At 63.5% G+C, this 19,166-nt stretch carries 19 protein-coding genes and 1 tRNA gene; 8 read left to right on the plus strand and 12 right to left on the minus strand.

The features are described from left to right. The first annotated feature begins 22 nt into the window (after positions 1 to 22). Together ACLQ8T_RS08150 and ACLQ8T_RS08155 are read left to right on the plus strand one after the other, a co-directional pair. Positions 23 to 583: a hypothetical protein gene (locus ACLQ8T_RS08150; protein ID WP_413456340.1), complete on the plus strand. Its 561-nt coding sequence runs from the start codon at positions 23 to 25 to the stop codon at positions 581 to 583. Between the two features lie 287 nt (positions 584 to 870). After that, entirely contained in the window at positions 871 to 1,815 is a 945-nt protein-coding gene (locus tag ACLQ8T_RS08155) for a dihydrodipicolinate synthase family protein (RefSeq protein WP_413456341.1), read from the plus strand. Here ACLQ8T_RS08155 and ACLQ8T_RS08160 read toward each other — a convergent pair. Continuing rightward, positions 1,812 to 2,366 carry an N-acetyltransferase family protein gene (locus tag ACLQ8T_RS08160; RefSeq protein ID WP_413456342.1) on the minus strand — a complete coding sequence of 185 codons (555 nt, stop codon included), beginning with the start codon at positions 2,364 to 2,366 and terminating at the stop codon, positions 1,812 to 1,814. The genes ACLQ8T_RS08155 and ACLQ8T_RS08160 overlap by 4 nt on opposite strands. Positions 2,367 to 2,460: 94 nt before the next feature. Here ACLQ8T_RS08160 and ACLQ8T_RS08165 point away from each other — a divergent pair, with 94 nt between their 5' ends. Continuing rightward, positions 2,461 to 2,904, plus strand: a complete 444-nt coding sequence (locus ACLQ8T_RS08165; RefSeq protein ID WP_413456343.1) for a VOC family protein — start codon at positions 2,461 to 2,463, stop codon at positions 2,902 to 2,904. 226 nt (positions 2,905 to 3,130) lie between these two features. Continuing rightward, the gene (locus tag ACLQ8T_RS08170) at positions 3,131 to 3,406 is read left to right on the plus strand and encodes a hypothetical protein (RefSeq protein ID WP_413456344.1); all 276 of its coding nucleotides are present in this window, start codon (positions 3,131 to 3,133) and stop codon (positions 3,404 to 3,406) included. A gap of 628 nt (positions 3,407 to 4,034) precedes the next feature. Here the strand turns inward: ACLQ8T_RS08170 and ACLQ8T_RS08175 are convergent. The 3 genes from ACLQ8T_RS08175 to ACLQ8T_RS08185 all read right to left on the minus strand — a co-directional run bounded on the left by ACLQ8T_RS08175 (position 4,035) and on the right by ACLQ8T_RS08185 (position 8,128). Continuing rightward, a complete protein-coding gene (locus ACLQ8T_RS08175; protein ID WP_413456345.1) occupies positions 4,035 to 5,021 on the minus strand; it encodes an Abi family protein in 987 nt (328 codons plus the stop codon). A 381-nt stretch (positions 5,022 to 5,402) separates the two neighbouring features. Next, a complete protein-coding gene (locus ACLQ8T_RS08180; protein ID WP_413456346.1) occupies positions 5,403 to 7,418 on the minus strand; it encodes an acyl-CoA dehydrogenase in 2,016 nt (671 codons plus the stop codon). 50 nt (positions 7,419 to 7,468) lie between these two features. Continuing rightward, a complete protein-coding gene (locus ACLQ8T_RS08185) occupies positions 7,469 to 8,128 on the minus strand; it encodes a TetR/AcrR family transcriptional regulator (protein ID WP_413456347.1) in 660 nt (219 codons plus the stop codon). 75 nt (positions 8,129 to 8,203) lie between these two features. Here ACLQ8T_RS08185 and ACLQ8T_RS08190 point away from each other — a divergent pair, with 75 nt between their 5' ends. The 3 genes from ACLQ8T_RS08190 to ACLQ8T_RS08200 are packed head-to-tail and all read left to right on the plus strand — an operon-like array spanning position 8,204 to position 11,692. Next, a complete protein-coding gene (locus ACLQ8T_RS08190) occupies positions 8,204 to 9,499 on the plus strand; it encodes an acetyl-CoA C-acetyltransferase (RefSeq protein WP_204722060.1) in 1,296 nt (431 codons plus the stop codon). Then, positions 9,499 to 10,836: a 3-oxoacyl-ACP reductase gene (locus ACLQ8T_RS08195; protein ID WP_413456348.1), complete on the plus strand. Its 1,338-nt coding sequence runs from the start codon at positions 9,499 to 9,501 to the stop codon at positions 10,834 to 10,836. The genes ACLQ8T_RS08190 and ACLQ8T_RS08195 overlap by 1 nt, the downstream gene beginning before the upstream one ends. Before the next feature lies 1 nt (position 10,837). After that, on the plus strand, positions 10,838 to 11,692 hold the full coding sequence (locus tag ACLQ8T_RS08200; protein ID WP_413456349.1) for a MaoC family dehydratase: 855 nt from the start codon (positions 10,838 to 10,840) through the stop codon (positions 11,690 to 11,692). Positions 11,693 to 11,766: 74 nt separating this feature from the next. Here the strand turns inward: ACLQ8T_RS08200 and ACLQ8T_RS08205 are convergent, their stop codons facing one another. The 3 genes from ACLQ8T_RS08205 to ACLQ8T_RS08215 form a co-directional block, all read right to left on the minus strand. Beyond that, the gene (locus ACLQ8T_RS08205; protein WP_413456350.1) at positions 11,767 to 13,008 is read right to left on the minus strand and encodes a glycosyltransferase; all 1,242 of its coding nucleotides are present in this window, start codon (positions 13,006 to 13,008) and stop codon (positions 11,767 to 11,769) included. Between the two features lie 19 nt (positions 13,009 to 13,027). Continuing rightward, positions 13,028 to 14,005, minus strand: coding sequence for an alpha/beta fold hydrolase (locus ACLQ8T_RS08210; RefSeq protein WP_413456351.1), 978 nt, complete (start codon positions 14,003 to 14,005; stop codon positions 13,028 to 13,030). 114 nt (positions 14,006 to 14,119) lie between these two features. Beyond that, positions 14,120 to 14,641, minus strand: a complete 522-nt coding sequence (locus ACLQ8T_RS08215) for a DUF2127 domain-containing protein (protein ID WP_413456352.1) — start codon at positions 14,639 to 14,641, stop codon at positions 14,120 to 14,122. A gap of 510 nt (positions 14,642 to 15,151) precedes the next feature. On the opposite strand from ACLQ8T_RS08215, the gene ACLQ8T_RS08220 reads away from it, so the two are divergent. Then, a tRNA-Leu gene (locus ACLQ8T_RS08220) sits at positions 15,152 to 15,236 on the plus strand. A gap of 78 nt (positions 15,237 to 15,314) precedes the next feature. Here ACLQ8T_RS08220 and ACLQ8T_RS08225 read toward each other — a convergent pair. The 5 genes from ACLQ8T_RS08225 to ACLQ8T_RS08245 all read right to left on the minus strand — a co-directional run bounded on the left by ACLQ8T_RS08225 (position 15,315) and on the right by ACLQ8T_RS08245 (position 18,940). Then, positions 15,315 to 15,710 (minus strand): FAD-binding protein, encoded by a 396-nt coding sequence (locus ACLQ8T_RS08225; protein ID WP_413456353.1) that lies wholly within the window; start codon positions 15,708 to 15,710, stop codon positions 15,315 to 15,317. 120 nt (positions 15,711 to 15,830) lie between these two features. After that, on the minus strand, positions 15,831 to 16,325 hold the full coding sequence (locus ACLQ8T_RS08230) for an FAD-binding protein (RefSeq protein ID WP_413456354.1): 495 nt from the start codon (positions 16,323 to 16,325) through the stop codon (positions 15,831 to 15,833). 182 nt (positions 16,326 to 16,507) lie between these two features. Further along, entirely contained in the window at positions 16,508 to 16,732 is a 225-nt protein-coding gene (locus tag ACLQ8T_RS08235; protein WP_413456355.1) for a hypothetical protein, read from the minus strand. A gap of 205 nt (positions 16,733 to 16,937) precedes the next feature. Next, the gene (locus ACLQ8T_RS08240) at positions 16,938 to 17,579 is read right to left on the minus strand and encodes an NADPH-dependent F420 reductase (RefSeq protein WP_413456356.1); all 642 of its coding nucleotides are present in this window, start codon (positions 17,577 to 17,579) and stop codon (positions 16,938 to 16,940) included. A gap of 80 nt (positions 17,580 to 17,659) precedes the next feature. Further along, positions 17,660 to 18,940 carry an Nramp family divalent metal transporter gene (locus tag ACLQ8T_RS08245; RefSeq protein ID WP_413456357.1) on the minus strand — a complete coding sequence of 427 codons (1,281 nt, stop codon included), beginning with the start codon at positions 18,938 to 18,940 and terminating at the stop codon, positions 17,660 to 17,662. Positions 18,941 to 19,166 lie beyond the last annotated feature (226 nt).

A 19,166-nucleotide genomic window follows, 5' to 3' on the forward strand; every position in this document is an offset into this window, starting at 1 on the left:
ACCTGTGAGGATGGAGAAAACAGTGGACGTCTTTATCAAAGGCCCTTCCAAGCGCGACGTAGCGGGCATGAAAGCGGCCTTCGGCGAGGTCCAGGGTGGCGATGTCCTCTCGGTGCTCTACAAGACCGAACGCTTTGGCAACTTCCTGATCACCGGGGCCGCGCACGCGACGGTGCTCGATGACGTGATGGTCGGCGGGCTGAACGCAGCCGCGGCGAAGAAGAAGGCCAAGGATGCCGATGGCGGCGAGATCATGCAGCGACAGCCCGACAAGGATGTTCGCGCCTTTCCTGCGGTCTTCGAGGGCGACTTCGCCCCGGAGGACATCGAGGTGTCCGAGCTGTCCCACGGCGATCTGGTGGTGGCTTCCTTCAGCCAGGAACCCTACGGGGAGTTCGTGGTGACCGGGGTGGTCACCGAGGCCGAAAAGGACCTCGGCTACCTGATGGTCGGCCCGTGGATCCTGCAGACCGCGGATGGACCCGCTTCACGCTTGCTGTCGGTGCAGCGGGTCGCGGCCAACGGCACGCACGTGGCTCCGGTGCCTACCCGTCGCGGCCTGGTCGAGGTCGACGGGCTGTAGCCCGCGAAGATTCCGGTGGCTGCGGTGTTTGGGAGGTTCTGGCCAAGACCACAGCCGCCGTTTTTTGCGCGAGCACTGCCTCGCAATCCGCCGGAAGACAGTCGCATAATTATGAGCAACCCAGTTACTCATAATCTTGCGAAGATATTTTATGACAAGGGACATCCCTATGCTTTGACGATAGCGCGGGCGCCAGCCACGTGAGGCAACGTCGATCGCTAACTCCACCGACTAGACCCTTCTGGACGTAAGATCAAGGAACCATCATAGTGAACAGGACTTCCATGATGACATCGCCAGATAGCACCGGAACGGTGCCCGTGACTGCATTGACCGGGCTCAGCGCTTTCCCGCTCACCCCGTTGAAAGACGGCCTGCTCGATCAGCCCGCGTTCGCCGGACTGGTGCAGCGCCTGGTTGCCGCCGGGGTCGATTCGATCACCGTGCTGGGCTCGACCGGTTCATACATGTATCTGGATCGTGCAGAGCGCGAGCGCGTCATCCAATTGGCAGTGCAGCATGCCGCGGGGATCCCGGTGCTCGCCGGCGTGGGCGCCATGCGCACGGAGCGCGTGCTGGCGCATATTGATGATGCCCGGGCCGCCGGCGCGGCCGGAGTGCTGCTCGCCCCGGTCGGCTACCAGCGGCTGGATGATGACGAGGTCTTCGAGCTGTTCCGGGCAGCCACCGGGCGCAGCGAGCTGCCAGTGGTCGTCTACGACAATCCGTCAACCACCCATTTCACCTTCAGCAACCAGCTCTACGGGCGGATCGCGCAGTTGCCCGGGATCATTTCCATCAAGATTCCCGGGGTGCCGGAAGATCCGGATCAAGGGCGGGCGCATGTTGCCGCGATCCGGGCGGTGCTTCCCGAGCACGTGGGAATCGGCGTATCCGGAGATGCCTTCGGCGCAGCTGGGCTGATCGCAGGATGCGACGCCTGGTACACCGCCGTGGGCGGAACCCTGCCCGCACCGATGATGGCGATCACCCGCGCGGCGCAGCAGGGCAGCACCGAACACGCCCTGGAACTCTCCGCCGGGCTCGCCCCGCTGTGGGAGCTGGTGGCCCGCTACGGCAGCTTGCGGGTGAGCGCCGCGGCCGCCGGCCTCCTGGGCTTGGCCCAGCACGACAGCCTGCCGTTGCCGGTGCAGCCGCTGGGATTGCAGGCACGGGCCGAGTTGGCGCAGGTGCTCCAGCACCTCGGGCTTGATGGGGCACCGCGCAGCTAACCGTCCCGGGAGAGATCCAGTTCCACCAGGGCCAGGCTGCGGTTGTGGCCGAGCACCTGGAACCCGGCAGCGGTGAAGGTGCTCAGAACCCCGGTGAACAACCCGGCACTGTCCTTGGCGTTGATCTGCGTATCGGTGGGCCGCGCCCGCAGGATCCGTGCGCCGCGGGCCTGCGCCTGCTCGATGCCCGCCGCGAGCAGCGCGGTGGCCACACCCTGCCTGCGGTAGCCGTCGCGGACCACAAAGCAGGTGGCCACCCAGGCATCCTCGTCGGCCTGGTGCCCGCGCGGGCGGAACCGCGGGTAGCGGGTGCTGGGACCGAACTGCAGCCAGCCTGCGGGCACATCGCCCCGGTAGGCGAGCAGGCCTGCCGGGACCTGTTCCTCGCACACCTGGCGGTGCAGGGCCGCCTCGTTGGCCGCAGCCCCCTGATTCCACTGCGGGTCGATGAAGTACTGGCACTTGCACCATGACGGATCCCCGTGCGTGCCGAACACCTGCAGCACATCCTGCCAACGATCAGCCGTCGCGGCCGCAATCCGGTAATCCATGGAATTAGCCCCCTGCTCTGGAATCCGAACGTGCCGCGTGATTAGCATGGAGTACGCAAAAGGTGCTCCCAAGGCTACCGGAAGGGGCAATGCCATGGCAGGGATCAAGCGGTTCGACCATATCGGCATCACCGTTGCCGATCTGGAGCTGGTGACCGGTTTCTTCACGCAGCTCGGCCTTGAAATCGACGGGCGCCTCGAGAGAATGGAAGGGGAGTTCCTCGACACGGTCTGCGGCCTGCACCAGGCCCGCACCAGCATCGTGATGCTCCGGGCCCCGGGCAGCGACGTGGGCATCGAGCTGTCCAGCTTCCAGCGGCCCGACCCGGCGCCCGGCAATCCGCACGCCTTGGCCAACGAGCTCGGGCTGCGATCGGTGGCCTTCGAGGTCGATGACCTGGAAGCACTCGTGCAGCGGCTGGGCGAGGAAGGCTATGGGCTGGATGGCGGCATCGGCCGCTACGCGGACCAGTGGCTCATGGCCTACGTGCGCGGACCGGAGGGGTTGATCGTCGCGCTCGCCGAGCGGTTGGGATAGCGACGCGACCGGGCTCAATGATCGGGAGGCGAGCGCATTCTCTGCACGCCCAATCCGCTGGCGAAGAGCGAAGAGGCGTACCTGGTTGCCGTCGGCGCATGAGCAGCATCCCGGAACGGCCTGAAACTTTATTCCGAGACCATAACCGTCCGTTGGCTTTCCTGCTATTTGTCCAGGCGACTTGGTAAAATTGGACAGAACCAAAGGCTCGGAAAGGAACCCGGTGATGGGCGAGAAATTCGACATCGAGGAACGCTGGCCGGAACTGTTTGCGCAACTCGATGCCATGCAACGCAATTCCGTGCGGCAGGCCCTTGCTGCTTCTTGGCACGAGGGATGGGTCCCGAACCGCGAGGACGTCGAAAATTTGACCGACGTGGCGCGCGGTGCGATTGACCAGGATGAGTACTTTCGTCGAGCGGACGCAGCGGCCGAAGGCTATCGTTCCAGTTCTCGCACGACTAACAAGAAACTGAATTCGAAACCTGGTAATGATGGTTAAAACGTCCAGCGGATAACTCGATCTGCGGAATCTGCTGGAAGAACGAGAAGCAACCATTTGCCACAGGCGGAGTATGTCCGCAACGGCTGGCGGCACGTCTACGACATATTGCTTTCAGCCTGATAGGCACCAAAGGTACGAGTCCCACTGGTGACCAGCTGATTGGCGCCAGGCCGGTTGCTGGGGTAAGGCATCGGAGACAGCGCTGGTGGAGTATTTCCTCGGTGACGCCATACTGGCTCTCGCGTGTCGAACGTTGGGTCCCGGCTGATCGGATCGTCGCCGGACGCGATCAGGATTGAGCACTTTCACAAAGTCGTCACCACTGCTGGGTTCACAGGTGAACGGGTTTTTGGAGATTGGCAGGCCAGGCTGTTGGTGCCGCGCAAGTCGAACTCATTTTCATCCCCGTGAAATGAACAAGTCGATGCTCCCACCCACAGTGGCCTTCACACCTTCCCGCAGAATGTTCACATGACTGGATGTATAGCCGTCATTTTGGTGTCCTGTAAGGGGTGACTCGAGCGGTGCAGCATCCCGGACGCTCTGGAGTGGGACGCCCAGAAGGACCAACCAGCGCGTTGTCCGAGCGGCTGGTGAGGGACCAAGAGCGAAACTGGCATGAATCTCACCTGCTCCACAGATCGAGCTTCTCCCAGCCTACGGGGACACCCAGCGATTGGACCGTCAGCGCATGCGAGGACGGGAACTGCTGCAACAACTCTCCGACCCGTTCGTGCCATCCGCACTCGGGATCAACCGTTTGCAGGAGGTAAGCGATCACGGCCAATGCGTTATAGGTCCCGAAGTCCTGCTTCGGCGCATTTTCCGCCCGCAGGTGGTCAAGCACGGGGATTGCGCCGGCAGCCGGCCTGGACGGCGCGTTCTGTAGCTTGCGGTTGAACAGCCGCGCGTGATGCGCTGCCACGTTGCGCACGTAGTTCAGGCTGGCCAGCCAGCTGGCCATCATCTTCTTCCTCGGGACCCCGAAAGCGGCGGCGAGCTCCTCGGCGTCCTTCTGGAGCATTCCGCGGTACAGCGTCGAGAGATGTCCCAGCTCCAACAGCTCGGTGAGCGCCCAGACCGGCATCAGGTCGTCGTACTTGTCACGGAAATGCGCGACGAACTGCTCGTCAGAGCTGTCGCGACGCACCTTGACGCGCTCCAGCCATTGCACGTGCTTGCTGGGCCTCGGATCACGGCTGTCGGTGCTCGGGCGCGTGAACGAATCGTCGAAGCAGGCAGCTTGTTCATGGGCGAAAGCCGAAGTACGGCCCAGGATATAGCCGGTCCTCATGCGCACGGCGACCTCGATGCGCTCCACGCCCTCCATGACGAGCAACCGCAAACGTCTGTCGAACTCGATCACGGCCTCGGCATGCTCCATCGCCGTCCCCGTCAAGTACCTGCCCAGCACGCGGACGCGTGCTCGGCCTTCGTCGTCGGTGTACGCCTCGGACTCCAGGAACGGGTAGAGGTAGCCCGTGAGACGGTAGTAGCCGATCACTTCCAGCACCGCGATAGCGCGGGCGCGGTCCTTGACGTCCAGGCCCCGGGCAACGAGTCGATCGACCTGCTGCTCCAGGGACAGCCACTGCTTCGCGTACTGCGCCATCCATCACTCCTGCACAAAGAAAATCAGCCCGCGCCTTGCGGCAACGGGCTGATCATGATGAGCCAATACTAGCACAGTCAGTCACAGCGCACCATGCCTCGGCTAACCTGTCGGCTGGCCAAAGAGCGGCGCTCGGCGTCTGTGCAGGCCTCCATCTTCGCAGCCAGGCAGGGTCGCGAGCACGTCGGACGTGCGCCCCAGGCGGCCCAGGCGGCAGGTGAGCATGGTGTCGCCGCCGGTCCGCTTCCCGGCCATGCCAGCCACCGTCCACCGGACGGCAGCCGGGAGCAGAGTGTCGTCGGGACGGGCCGCCGGCCCGCCCAGCACACCAGGTGCCTCGGGCGGGCCGGCGGTCGTGATTGCAGCCGTGCCAGTGGCTGATCAGGCCTTGGCCTTCTGCAAGGACTTCTCGCTGATCGGCGCATTGTCGCTGGCGCGCAGCTTACGGAAGTACTCCATGGCCTCATCCTGGCGCTCGGCTTCGCCGCCCGAGGAGATGTCGGCACGCAGGTGGTCCTGGGTGTAGCCGAAGGCGTCGACCAGGTCCTGGGCGTGCGGGCGCAGGCGGGCAAGCAGGCGGTTGATGTAGCCGGACAGGGTGCGGGCGCGCTGCATCGAGAGCAGGCCGTTGGCCAGGTACCAGCCCAGGTCGTCCTCGACCAGCGACAGCGCGAAGACATCGCGCAGCCAGGTCAGCACCTCGGCGGTGGCCGGATCCTGGATCTTCTCCAGTGCCGCGGTGAATGCCTCCCAGCGCAGCAGCTGGCCGTGGTCGCGGGCCGCGGAGATCAGCAGCTCCTGGTTCTCGTTGAACGCGGCGGCGCCCTTGGCCTTGTCCTTCCCGGCGGCGCGCAGGGCGTTGGCCACCGCGGCGACCTTGGCATTGATGCGGTCGGTAAGCAAGGCGCGCTGGTTCTCAGGGTCCTTGAAGAAGTTGGCGCTCTTGCGCTCATCGGAGATGTCCGCGAAGGCCTGGCCCACGCTGCGCAGCCCGGAGCGGTGCAGTGCGGTGGTGCCAGCCTGCTTGGCCGCGTACAGCGCCATCGCGCCGGTGTCGAGCTTGCGGAACTCGGCCGCATAGTCGGTGAGCAGGCGCTTACCCACCAGCTGCAGCAGCACGTTGTTGTCGCCCTCAAAGGTCACATAGACATCCAGGTCGGCGTAGAGCTGGGTGAAGCGGTTCTTGGCGATGAACCCGGCACCGCCGCAGGCTTCGCGGCATTCCTGGATGGTGTCCAGCGCGTCCCAGGTGCTCAGCGGCTTCAGCGCGGCGGCGAGGGTTTCCAGATCCTGGCGGTCGTCGTCGCTGTCGGCGCGGCCGGAGAATACCGCGTCGAACTTGTCCAGCAGGCCGTCGTGGGCGAAGGAGGAGGCATAGGTGCGGGCCAGGCGGGTGATCAGCCGGCGCTGGTGGCGCTGGTAGTCCAGCAGGGTGGTTTCCTCGGTGTCCGAGGTGGAGTTGAACTGTCGGCGCTGGTTGCCGTAGGTCACAGCGATCTGCAGGGCGATCTTCGAGGCGTTGGTGGCGGCGCCATCCAGCGAGACGCGGCCCTGGACCAGGGTGCCGAGCATGGTGAAGAAGCGGCGGCCCGGCGAAGGGATTGGCGAGGAGTAGGTGCCGTCGGCGTCCACGTTGCCGTAGCGGTTGAGCAGGTTGGTGCGCGGAACACGCACGTTGGTGAAGTGCAGCCGGCCGTTGTCGATGCCGTTCAGCCCGCCCTTGAGCCCGTCGTCCTCACCGCCGACGCCTTCCAGGAAGTTGCCGTCCTCGTCGCGGATCGGCACGTAGAAGCAGTGCACGCCATGGTTCACGCCCTTGGTGATCAGCTGGGCAAAGACGGTGGCTGCCTTGCCGTGCAGCGCGGCGTTGCCCAGATAGTCCTTCCAGGCTGCCTTGAACGGGGTGTGGATGACGAATTCCTCCGTGGCTTCGTCGTAGGTGGCAGTGGTGGCGACGGAGGCGACGTCCGAGCCGTGGCCGATCTCGGTCATGGCGAAGGCGCCCGGGGTCTTCAGGCTCATGGCATCCGGCAGCCACTTGGCGTGGTGCTCTTCGCTGCCCAGGTGCAGGATCGCTCCGGCGAACAGGCCCCACTGCACCCCTGCCTTGATCTGCAGCGATGGGTCGGCTGCCACCAGTTCCTCGAAGGCGGCCAGCGAGCCGCCGTGGTCATCGAAGCCGCCGAATTCCTTGGGGAAGGCACGCTGCACGGCCTCCTGCTCGACGAGGATGCCCAGCTGGCCGAGCACCCGTTCGCGGTGCTCGGCCATGCCCAGCAGCGGGTCGCGCTGCAGCTGCGGATTGGCGGCGCGGGCGCGCGAGGCCTTGCGGATTTCGGCGTAGGGGCCGAGCAGCTGCTCGGAGAGGGCGGTGATGTTGATGCGGTTCTCGCTCATGGCGTGCCTTTCATTTCGGTGGTTCGGATTGGGGTGCACCAAGGGGTGCTTCAGCGGGTTGTCGGTGTCCGGGTGGAGGCGATGCCGTAGGCCAGCCAGTTGGTCAGCTCGGTGGCCAGCGACTGCAGTGACGGCTTGCCGGGGCCTGCCGGGTGGCTCAGCCACTGCTCACCGGCGGCTCGGACCATGCCCAGGGCCGCACGCGGCCACAAATCGAGGGTGGAGGCGGTGGCGTGCTGGTCGTAGAGCTTGAGCAGGCGTTCGCTCATCAAGCTGGAGGCCTCCTCGAAGAAGGTGTTCAGAGCCCCGGCCGACTCGTCATCGGCCGAGCGCGGGGCGGAGGTCACGAAGAAGTACAGGTTGGGGCTGTTGTCGGCCAGCTCCAGGTAGGAGGAGACCATCGCGTGGAGCGCGCTGATTTCGTCTTCCTTGGCCAGGCCGGCGGCGATGACGCGTTCGCGGAAGTCGTTGATCACCATGGCGCTCAGTGCCTGGCGCAGGCCTTCCTTGTCGCCGAAGTACCGGTAGTAAACCGGCTTGGAGGTCTTTGCGTGTCCGGCAATGTCCTCCATGGAGACCTGGGCACCGAGCTTGTGCACGGCTTTGCGTGCCAACTTGAGCAGTTCCTCGTGGCGCGCGGTGCGATGCGCTTCCCAGCGAGCTGCCCGGCCGTCGGTCTCGCGGTCGATTTCCTCAGCGATCTTGTTCACGTAACTCAGAGTATCATGTACTCTTGGTTACAGTAATACTTGTCACACCAGAATATTTGTAGGAGTTCAACGAACATGAGCCAGCCTTCTGTGCGCAACGCCGTGATCATCGGTGGCAACCGCATTCCCTTCGCCCGTTCCAACACCGCTTATGTGAATGCGTCCAACCAGGACATGTTCACCGCCGCACTCGAGGGCCTGGTTGCCCGCTACGGACTGCAGGGACAGCGCATCGGTGCAGTCTCCGGCGGTGCGGTGCTCAAGCACTCCAAGAACTTCAACCTGATCCGCGAATCGGTACTCGGCTCCTCGCTGGATCACGCCACCCCGGCCTACGACGTGCAAATGGCCTGCGCCACCGGCATGGAAGCCATCGGCTCGCTGGCCAACAAGATCAAGCTCGGCCAGCTCGACTCGGCCATCGGCGGCGGCGTGGACACCACCTCCGACGCGCCCATCGCCGTATCCGATTCGCTGCGCGCGATCCTGATGGAACTTTCCCGGGCCCGCTCCACCAAAGCCAAGTTGGCTGCGTTGTCCAAGCTGCGCCCAGGCCACCTGGCCCCAGCGGCTCCAGGCACCGGCGAACCACGCACCGGACTGTCCATGGGCGACCACCAGGCGATCACCACCAAGAAGTGGGGCATCACCCGCGAAGCACAGGATGAACTGGCCTTGGCCAGCCACAAGAACCTGGCTGCAGCCTATGACCGCGGTTTCTTCAACGACCTGATCACCCCATTCAACGGCCTGTCCAAGGACAACAACCTGCGCGCCGACTCCAGCATGGAAAAGCTCGCCAAGCTCAAGCCGGCCTTCGGCAAGAACCTGGGCGAAGCGGCGACCATGACCGCTGGCAACTCCACTCCGCTGACCGACGGCGCCTCGGCAGTGCTGCTGGGCAGCGAAGAGTACGCCCAAGCCAACGACCTGCCAATGCTGGCGAACTTCGTGGACTTCGAAGCCGCCGCGGTGGACTTCGTGCACGGCGAAGAGGGCCTGCTGATGGCTCCCGCCTACGCCACCGCCCGCATGCTCAAGCGCAACAACCTCACCTTGCAGGACTTTGATTTCTACGAGATCCACGAAGCTTTCGCCGGCACCGTGCTGTCCACGCTCAAGGCGTGGGAAGACGAGGAATTCTGCCGCGAGAAGCTTGGCCTGGATGCCGCGCTGGGCGCCATCGACCGGTCAAAGCTTAACGTGAACGGCTCCTCGCTCGCAGCCGGACACCCATTTGCCGCCACCGGCGGCCGCATTATCGCCAGCACCGCAAAGATGCTGCATGAAAAGGGCTCGGGCCGCGCACTGATTTCGGTCTGCGCAGCAGGCGGCCAGGGCGTCGTCGCTATTCTGGAGGCTCGCAACTAATGGCAGACAAGTACATGGAACTGGTAAACACCGGTCTGACCAAGAAGCTGGCCACCATGCTGGGCCTGCCGCGTCCGCCGCGGCTGCGCCGCTACAGCCCGGATGCCGCGCTGCTGCCCGGCCCGGTATTGATCCTCGGCGCTTCGGCCAAGGCGCAGGAATTGAGCGACACCTTGGTCTCCTGGGGCCTGGATGTGCGCCGCCACGACGCAGGGGAAGCCAAGCTCGGCGCTCTGGTCCTGCTGCTTGACGAGCTCGAGCGCCCCACTGACCTTTCGCCGCTGATGCTGGCGGCCGGCCAGGCGCTGCGCAAGCTGCTTCCCGGCGGCCGCGTGGTCGCTTTCTCCCGGCCTGCCGGGGATGATGATGCGCCCCAGCTGTCAGCCGTGCGCCAGGGCATCGATGGCGTGGTGCGCTCGATGGGCCGCGAAATGCGCGGCGGCGCGACCGCCAATGGCATCGTACTCGAAGCTGGCACTACCGTGGCCAGCCCGAGTGCGCTGGCCGCCTTGCGCTTCTTCTTCTCCGGGCGCAGCGCCTATGTGGACGGCCAATTCCTGACCGTGCGCACCAACGATGGCGTGCTTCCGGCTGACTTCGCCAAGCCGCTGGCCGGCAAGGTGGCAGTGGTGACCGGGGCCGCCCGCGGCATCGGCGCGGCCATCGCCAAAACGCTGTCCCGCGATGGGGCGCAGGTGGTCGTGGTGGACATGCCGGCCGCCGGCGAAGCGCTGGCCAAGGTGGCCAATTCCATCGGCGCCACCACCTTGCAGCTGGATGTCACTGCCGAGGATGCGGCGCAGCAGATCATGGATCACGCGATCGGCCGCCATGGCTCGCTGGATCTGGTGATCCACAATGCCGGAATCACCCGCGACAAGCTGCTGGCCAACATGGACGCCGGCCGCTGGGATTCGGTGATCGCCGTGAACATTGCCTCGCAGCTGCGCATGAACGAGGCCTTCCTGGCGGCCAAGCGGCCGGGCCTGCGCATCGTATCGCTGGCGTCCACCTCCGGCATCGCCGGCAACCGCGGGCAGACCAACTATGCCGCTTCCAAGGGCGGGGTGATCGGCATGGTGCACGCCAGCGCCAAGCTGTTCGCCGAAAATGGCGGCTCCATCGCCGCGGTGGCCCCGGGATTCATCGAGACCGAGATGACCGCAAAGATCCCGCTGGGCACCCGCACCGTGGCCCGCATGGTCCTGCCATCGCTGATGCAGGGCGGCCTGCCGGTGGATGTTGCCGAAGCCATCAGCTTCCTCGGCTCGGACGCCGCGGCCGGGCTGAACGGCCAGGTGCTGCGCGTCTGCGGCCAATCGCTGGTAGGTGCCTGAGATGGGTGCGCAGATCGTTGCCGGAATTCCGTCGATGGCCTCGGTCTATGCCCAGTCCGTCAAGACCGTGAAGCGCAAGCCGAAGAACCCGGTGCTGCCCGAAACCGTGCTGGTGTTCCAGGGCGCGAAGGCCGATCCGGCGAAGCTTGCCGAGTTCCGCAAGGCCGTGGACGCACCGATGAACGGCGTGCTGCCGAGTCTCTACGTGCACTCCTTGGCGTTCCCGCTGGCGATGTCCTTGATGGTGCGCGACGATTTCCCGTTGCCGCTTCTGGGCATGATCCATCTGGTCAACCAGGTGGAGGTCCAGCAGCCGCTGGGGGAGGTGGAGGCATTCGACATCGAGGTGCACAGCGAGAACCTCGCGGCCCATCCGCACGGGGTGACCGCCGACCTGGTGATGCGCATTGTGGTGGATGGGCAGGACCGGATGCTGCTGCGCAGCACGTTCTTGGCCAAAGGCGTGCGGCTCGATGGGGCCACGCCGGAGAAAAGCACGCACCCTGACTTTGCCGCACCGCAGCGCACCGCAAGCTGGAAACTGGATGCGGGAACCGGACGCCGCTGGGCCGCGGTTGCCGGGGACTACAACCCGATCCACCTGTCTGCGCTCAGCGCCAAGGCATTGGGCATGCCGGCGGCCATCGCCCACGGCATCTACCTGGCGGCCCGTGCGCTGGCGGGGATCGAGCCTGCTGGCGGAAGCTACCGCTGGAGCATCGAGTTCAAGACTCCGGTGGTGCTTCCGGCTTCGATTGACCTGGCCTTCCAGCCGAACTCCGACGGTTACACCGTCCAAGCGTGGAACGCGCGCAAATCCAAGCCCCACTTCGAAATGGAGCTGGTGCGCGGCTAGGTGAAATCACCAGTGCCCTGGTCATCGACGCAGTAGCGTTGACGACCAGGGCACTGTGGTGCCACCGTCCTTGACTAGGCTCGGTAGCGCTCGGACTGGGCCATGCGATAGCTGGCCAATGTAGCGACAGCGGCGCGCTCCCAGGTGAATAGTCCCGAATGCTCCAGTGCGCCATGGCCGGCGGCGGTAATCTGTTCAGGATCCCGGGCAAGCTCAAGCAATTTTTCGGCCCACAGCTGGGCATCGGGCTCGTCCATGAGCCACCCTGACTCGCCGTCGTTCACGGCGTACGCCAAACCGCCCACGGCATTGGCCAGAACCGGAGTGCCGCAGGCCTGCGCTTCGGCAGCTACCAGGCCGAAGGTCTCGGAGAGCGAAGGGACTGCAACGACGTCGGCGTTGGCGAAGATGAGTGCCAATTTCTCGGGGGAGAGCGGATCGAAGAAGCGGACGACGTCCTGAAGGCCGTGGCGTTGCACGAGCGAAGGCAGGTCGTAGTTGGTTTGCCCGGACAGGGCGCCGAAGAGTGATGCGGTGATGCGCAGGCTGGGGTCCTCGCGGCGCGCGATGCCCATGGCTTCGAGCAGCAGATGCGCTCCCTTCAGCGGTTGCATCCGTCCGGCATAGACCAGATGCAGGTCAACCTCGCCCAGCGGGCGGCGCACCTTGTCCTGGTCCGGATGGAAGATTCGGTGGTTGACGCCGGGCAACACGATGTCGAGCTTTTTCGATTCCACGGCGTAAAAGCTCCCGAGCTGCTTCGCTTCCACCGGAGTGTTGGCGATGATGCGCGCGCATTCGGCAAGCAGCTGCTGCTCGGCTTCCTTGCGGTACCCGGGCTCGGGGATGCCAGATTCGTGCTCCTTGGCCGCGGCCGAGGTGTGCATCGACACCAGCAGGGGAGCCTCCCACTGCCGGGCCAGCTGCAGTCCCACCATTCCCGAGAGCCAATAGTGTCCATGGATCACATCGATGTTCACGCCGTGCAGGTGGGTGGCTATTTCTTCCGCGGCTTCGTCGACGATTTCGGGCAGCTGCTCCTTGGCCAGGGTCCGGTTCGCGGCTACCTGCACCTGGTGCATCCATACGCCCTCACTGACCTGCAGCGACTCTGATTCCCCGGCGGTGCGCGTGAGCATATGCACTTCGTGGCCCAGCGCGCCCAGCGCATAGGAAAGGTTCTGGATGTACACGTTCATGCCTCCTGCATCGCCGGAGCCGGGTTGCTGCATTGGCGAAGTATGCAGGGAAAGCATGGCTATGCGCATGATCGGTGCTCCCAAGGTGCTGTGCTGGTGACGGAATTTTTCGTTCAAAACTCCGCCTCTGATGCTATCAAGAAGCCAGGTCAAGCATCTTCGCGTTTGCGGATGTCCAATGATCCACCATGTCCGCTCCTCCGTGGCCATCTTCTTCGCAGATGACCAGCGAGGAAGCCGGCCAGAGCTGGTGCAGCTTCCATGCGGTTCTTGCAGGACCGGAAACATCGGCGCGTCCGTGGATCAGGACGGCCGGAAGATGCTGGATCTTGGCCATGTTCTCGAGGATCGGTGGCTGGCAGAAGCCGTCGTGGGCCCAGAAGTGCGTCGTCATCCGGGACATCGAATGCCGAAAACTGCGCTCTTCCCAGCGCGGATCCCGAACCACCTGCTCGGAGCCGAGGGAAATGTGGGTGTCCTCCCACAGAGCCCATTCGCGGGAGGCCGCATCGCGAAGTTCAAGATCGCTGGAGCTGAGCAGTTGCGCGTAGGCCTCGACCAGCCGCAACTCTCCGGACGCATAGGCAGGAACATGCCTGCTGGCGAACACCGCGAGCCGGTCCCATGCCTCGGGGAAGAGCGCTCCGACGGTTTCGGTGATCCATTGGACTTCTTCACGGCTGGTTGTCGTCACCGCGAACAGCACGATGCCGATAACACGTTCGGGATGCGCCTGCGCGTAGGCGAGCGCCAAGGTCGAGCCCCAGGACGCGCCATTGAGGATCCATTTCTCGATTCCCAGCTCGATGCGCAACGTTTCGATGTCGGCAATGAGCCGCGGGGTAGTGAATGATTCCATCTCCACGTTTGCATCTGCAGCCGAGGGGTGGGAACGGCCGCAACCGCGCTGCTCGAAACCGATGAGGCGCGTACGGGACAGGTCCCAGCGGTTTCGATAGCCGCTGACGCCGAGCGTTCCTCCCGGGCCGCCGTGCAGATGCAGTGCCGGGATTCCGTCGCGCCGTCCGAACTCTTCCCAGTACAGCTGGTGGCCATCGTCGGTCGGCATCAGCCCGTGATGGATGGGATTGCTGCCGAGGGAAAAATCAGTCATGTACGCACTTTACGGGAAAGCGGGCCAACGAGGGATTCATCGAAAGTTGCTTCCGCTCTTCTAAATCTCCTTGGCCGGCCGTCATTGAAAATGCGGGGAGCTCGGCTGGAGAGTTCAAGCTGTCCGTCGATGAAGTTGATACTCGCGCCATGTCAGTACAACGATGAATGCGTCCAAAACTGTGAGCCCGATGAGTCCCCAGCTGAAGCTGATAAACAGCTCGTAGATCTGGTACACGATGAATGCAATCAGGAATCCAATGAGCCACGGATAAGCCCACAATTGCTTTCTCAGCACTGCCCACACCAGCACCACCTTTACTATCCCATGGAGTAGCAGGTAAGCCGCTGCAAAGAGCGTTGCAGAAACATCTAGGCGTTCAGCCAAACTGACCAGAAAGCGGGCGATGAAATCCTGCGGATCTTCGGAAAGTTCGTGGTGAGTCACTGCACTTACGAACACCATGATCTGAGATGGCCCGGCAAAGAGAAATATGGTGCCAGCCACGAGTTCCGAAACGCCCGTGATGCCCTTGAGGATCAGACCCACGTAAAAAGTTCGGTCAAGCAATCTGCGGCGTTTGACTTGTCCTGGTGCTGATTCCGGATGGTTCATGGCCCGCTGTGCTTTCTTCATTGTTTGACAAGCATTAACGATGATCTGAGCTTACTTCTCAAAGTGCGACGAATCGCTATGGAGTATCTGAGAGCTGGCATGCTGCCAATTCGATTCCACGTGGCGAGCGATGTTCATTTGCAATCAGTTTTCGTTCCTGAATGTCGTAGGGAGATCAGGCGCTGATCGAAGCCACGAGGACAGTGAGCCGTCGCTTCGCCTAATTGATCAACGAAAGACAGTGGGCACCCGCGTCATTCGCACGCCTGCGCGAGTACAGTTGAATGCTCGAATCGCTGGCAACTGGCACCACGGACGGCGAAAACCTGCAATTCTGCCGAAAATCTTGTGACCCTTGACACGAAATTGCAGTGAAAATGCTGAAACCTCCTACTCAAGGCCGAATATTCCGCGAATTTACGGGCGTTTCAGCGACTTCGGGGCAGCTGGTGTCCGATTGGAATTCACGCGAAAGCGGTGGTAGAGTTTTACTTCGTTGCCAGCGATAACAACGCGAACAACAGACAACCTGCGCGGGTGGCGGAATAGGTAGACGCGCCAGCTTGAGGTGCTGGTCCTCGAATAGAGGGTAGGGGTTCAAGTCCCCTTTCGCGCACAGGTAAATCCCCGGTTGACTTCGGTCAACCGGGGATTTTTCACATCTGCCAGAAATCTTGGCCCGCTGGGGACGGATTCAATGAGCCGCGGCTCCCTGCGCCATCGCGATGCCATCCGGGGACTTTGCTTCCTGTGCCGCGCTGATTCCGGCGCGGCGTCCGAAGAAGCTTCCATCGCCCAGGCTGGTACCGCTGGCGTAGCCGCCGGCGCAGACCCCCGAAGTGCAGCGTCCCGCCGCGAACAGGCCCGGGATCGTTGCGCCCGAAACATGCAGTACCCGTGGGTTGGTATCGGTCTTCAGTCCGCCCAGGGTGAATCCTCCGGTTCGGCCACGCAGGTCGATCGCCGCCAGCGCACCGCGCAGTGGCTTGACCCACTTGGGGTTCTTGCCCAGCAGGGGATCGGTGCCCTCGGCCGCGAAGCGGTTTGACTGCTCGATGGTGGCCCGAAGGCTGCCTGCAGGCAGTCCCATCTCGGCTGCCAATCCGGCGGCGGTGACGGCAACCTAGGTTGGCTGCATCAGCAGTTCCGGGCTGGAGGTTTCGCTGGCCCAGCCTTCTTCGAATGCAGCCTCGTCGATGACCAGGAACGCTTAGTTTTCCTGGTGGAACAGCGTCGCCTGGCCGAGCCGGCCCGGGTAGGTGTCCTCGTTGATGTAGCGCTGGCCGCGGCCGTTGACCAGGATGCTGCGCACCAGCAGCTGCGGATCGCAGAAGAATGCGACCTCGGTGGCGTCCGTATGGGCGGTGGCAGCGCCAATTGATTGGCCCATCTGGATGGCACGCCCGTCGTGCGCCTCGATGGATCCAGCCAGGCGGCCCAGGAAGCGCGGTTCGTTGGCGCGGACCATGTCCTCATTGAAGGCGAAACTGCCCATGGCCAGGAGCTCGCCGCGGCGGGCCTTGACGTAGACGTCTTCGCCGTAGCGCTTGGCTCCGATGCCAACCACGCATCCATCCGCCTCGACGACCAGTGACTGGACGCGCAGGTCGAATTCGGCGCGCACGCCCAGGGCTTGCTCGGTCTCGACCAGCGGTTTCATGAGCATGTAGCTGCCGCCCTGCTCGCCGGTCTTCTTACTGGACATCTTCGGAACGTGCCCGCGCTGAGCCGGGGAATCGAGGCGCTGAACGGGGCGGCATTTTCGCCGCCGGAGTGCAACCGCCCGTCATCATGGGGAGGTTCCCAGCCAGGCTGCCCCCAGAAGGATTCCTTGAAGACGACGCCCGCGTCGACCGGCCAGTTGTAATGATCCACGCTGCCCTCGCACTAGGCATCGACCTTCGCCTCGTCGGTCCCCGGGCGGAGAGCGGCCTTCATGAATGCCTTCATGTTCTCCACCGTGTCCTCGAAACCCAGCGCCCGTTGCAGGAGAGTGCCTCCTCCGAGGTAGATGAAGCCGCCGGTCATCGACGCGGCGCCGCCCCAGCGTCCGGAACGTTCGAGCATCAGCACCTCGGCTCCGGCGCGTGCAGCCTCGATGGCGATGCTCACCCCGGCGATGCCTAGCCGGCAACCACCACACCGGCCTCGTAATCCCAGTTGCTGATGCTGCTGGCTGAAATGTTGAACGAGCTGCTTTCGGACATGTGCGGGCATCCTTTCGAAATGGACCAAAAGTATCCAGAAGATTAACTGTCCACTGCCGATTCACTGCGAACCAGTCGCCCTGGATGGAACCGTCGTGTCTTGAGCCCAGCTACCCTCGGGTACCGCTGAGCCGGCGCAGGCTCTCGGCATCCAGCACCTGGTTGAAGACCGGTCCCTGCGGTTCCAGCACCCGGCCGGCTGCCAAGCTGGGCAGCTGCACCGGAGAGAAACCCAATGCCTTGGTGAGTTCCGAAACCATCTGGGCATCCTGCGCGTTATCCGCGGCGACGCCCAGGGCACGTTGCGCAGATTGCTTAGTTGCCCGATCCGCATCCATATCCCAATGGCTGATGTGATTCAGTGCCTTGACTACGCGCGAGCTCTTGAAGCGGGCCGCGATGCCCTCGGAACTGGACAGGCCGGCATCCAGCGAGGCTTCCAGCCACTCGGGAAGCGGCTCTTCTTCCCAACGGTTGGTCGCATCCACCAGCAGGGTGCCAGCCAAGGAGGAGACATCGATGTCGCCGAGTTCTTCCTGCGGCACCATGAGAACCACCAAGTCGACATCCTCGGCGATCTCCTCGGCCAGCACGCCGGTGGCCCGGGATGCATACTGCGCCAAGTGGTATTTCATCATCCGCGGCGGCCGTGAGCCCGCGATGCGCACCTCAATGCCGGCAGCTGCCGCTGCCCGGGCCAATGCCGTGCCAGCTCGTCCTGCGCCCAGGATTCCAATCCGCTTGATGCTCATAGCTCCAGCCTAGACGCGAAGGCCGTGGTGGCATGCAATTTATTGCATGCCACCACGGCCTTCAACTTAGCGGAAGCTTGTCAGCTCCAAAGCGGAGCAAGGGACTTGATCAGCTGCTGCAAGCCCAAGATGATGAACAGCACCGCGGTAATCGCCAGCGCCGTATTGGTGTGCCAGCGGTTCGCCCATGCCTTCGGGATGCGCTTGCCGTTGAGCAGGCCCAAGAGGGTGACTGCCAGGAACGGCATGAACAGTGCGCCCAGGACGCCGTAGGCCAAGATCAGGGCGATCGGCTTGTCCAGCAGGAACAGCACCATTGGCGGGAAGGTCAGCCACAGGACGTAGAACTTGAAGTACTTGCCACCGGTCATGGTGTCCGGGTGGTTTGCAGGCTTCTTGCGCATGTGGCCCCAGAAGTCAGCGAACATCAGCGAAACGCCGTTCCACACGCCGATGATCGACGAGAAGGAAGCGGCCCAGAAGCCTACCAGGAAGCCGTTGCCGACAACATCGCCATACTCGGCCTTCAGCACATCGCCCAGTTCCAGCAGTCCCTTGTCGCCACCGGAAATGGTGACGCCAGCGGCGCGAACAACTTCTGCGCCGACGACCAGCATCGCGAGCACGAAAATGCCGGTCATGACGTAGGCCATGGTGTTGTCGATGCGCATGACACGCATCCACTTAGGGGTGTACCAGCCCTTTTCGCGCAGCCAGTAGCCGTAGGCGGCCAAGGTGATGGTGCCGCCGACGCCGCCGGCCAAAGCCAGGGTGTAGACCACGCCGCCCTGTGGAATCATCGGGATCAGGCCCTTGAGCATCTCCGGAATGTTCGGTACAGCGATGAACGCCAAGCCCACCACGGTCACGAACATGATGCCCACCAGCACGGCGGTGATCTTCTCGAAGAAGTTGTACTTGCCGAACCAGACCATCACGAAGCCCAGCAGGCCCATGATCACTGCCCAGATCTTCAGGTCCACTGCCGGCATCAACGCCGCCAGCGGCAACGCGGCAGAGCTCATCGCGGTAGCGCCGTAGACGAAGCCCCAGATAATGATGTAGGGACCGAAGTACCAGGTGGTCCACTTGCCCAGGGTGCTCCAGCCCTCGAAGATGGTCTTTCCGGTGGCCAAGGTGTAGCGGCCGGCGCCTTCAACCAGAACAATCTTCAGGATCACGCCGAGAATCACCGCCCACAGCAGGGCATAGCCATACTGGCTGCCTGCTATCAGGGTGGCAACCATGTCGGCCGCGCCCACGCCGGTCGCCGCAACGACCAAGCCAGGGCCGATGACTTTCCAGCGCGGTGGGCCGCCAGCGTCCAGGTCGGCGCGTTGCGCCTCGATGTTTTCACTCATTTAATTTCCTTTGCCGCAATGCGATGCCGCCGCGGCATCGCATCTACGGTGATGCGGACCACGGGGGTGTGAGATCGTATTCAATCTTGGTTGTGATCTTTCTTACTGGCAAACTCGCGGTCAACTACTAACACTTTCTTAAGTTTGAGGGTGACGTGAGAAACACTGCGTGCCCGAATTGCTAGAATTGACCAGTTACCTGCGGGCTTCGCGCCCGGATCTGATC

Source organism: Glutamicibacter sp. FR1 (assembly GCF_047300825.1).
In the GTDB taxonomy this organism is placed as follows: domain Bacteria; phylum Actinomycetota; class Actinomycetes; order Actinomycetales; family Micrococcaceae; genus Glutamicibacter; species Glutamicibacter nicotianae.

Bases quoted from the DNA above. Each gene is read 5' to 3' on its own strand.
- ACLQ8T_RS08190 (WP_204722060.1), top strand. From the start codon at position 8,204: ATGAGCCAGCCTTCTGTGCGCAACGCCGTGATCATCGGTGGCAACCGC.
- ACLQ8T_RS08170 (WP_413456344.1), top strand. From the start codon at position 3,131: ATGGGCGAGAAATTCGACATCGAGGAACGCTGGCCGGAACTGTTTGCG.
- ACLQ8T_RS08160 (WP_413456342.1), bottom strand. From the start codon at position 2,366: ATGGATTACCGGATTGCGGCCGCGACGGCTGATCGTTGGCAGGATGTG.
- ACLQ8T_RS08180 (WP_413456346.1), bottom strand. From the start codon at position 7,418: ATGAGCGAGAACCGCATCAACATCACCGCCCTCTCCGAGCAGCTGCTC.
- ACLQ8T_RS08210 (WP_413456351.1), bottom strand. From the start codon at position 14,005: ATGACTGATTTTTCCCTCGGCAGCAATCCCATCCATCACGGGCTGATG.
- ACLQ8T_RS08230 (WP_413456354.1), bottom strand. From the start codon at position 16,325: ATGTCCAGTAAGAAGACCGGCGAGCAGGGCGGCAGCTACATGCTCATG.
- ACLQ8T_RS08245 (WP_413456357.1), bottom strand. From the start codon at position 18,940: ATGAGTGAAAACATCGAGGCGCAACGCGCCGACCTGGACGCTGGCGGC.
- ACLQ8T_RS08155 (WP_413456341.1), top strand. From the start codon at position 871: ATGACATCGCCAGATAGCACCGGAACGGTGCCCGTGACTGCATTGACC.
- ACLQ8T_RS08200 (WP_413456349.1), top strand. From the start codon at position 10,838: ATGGGTGCGCAGATCGTTGCCGGAATTCCGTCGATGGCCTCGGTCTAT.
- ACLQ8T_RS08240 (WP_413456356.1), bottom strand. From the start codon at position 17,579: ATGAGCATCAAGCGGATTGGAATCCTGGGCGCAGGACGAGCTGGCACG.
- ACLQ8T_RS08175 (WP_413456345.1), bottom strand. From the start codon at position 5,021: ATGGCGCAGTACGCGAAGCAGTGGCTGTCCCTGGAGCAGCAGGTCGAT.
- ACLQ8T_RS08165 (WP_413456343.1), top strand. From the start codon at position 2,461: ATGGCAGGGATCAAGCGGTTCGACCATATCGGCATCACCGTTGCCGAT.
- ACLQ8T_RS08225 (WP_413456353.1), bottom strand. From the start codon at position 15,710: ATGGGACTGCCTGCAGGCAGCCTTCGGGCCACCATCGAGCAGTCAAAC.
- ACLQ8T_RS08195 (WP_413456348.1), top strand. From the start codon at position 9,499: ATGGCAGACAAGTACATGGAACTGGTAAACACCGGTCTGACCAAGAAG.
- ACLQ8T_RS08215 (WP_413456352.1), bottom strand. From the start codon at position 14,641: ATGAAGAAAGCACAGCGGGCCATGAACCATCCGGAATCAGCACCAGGA.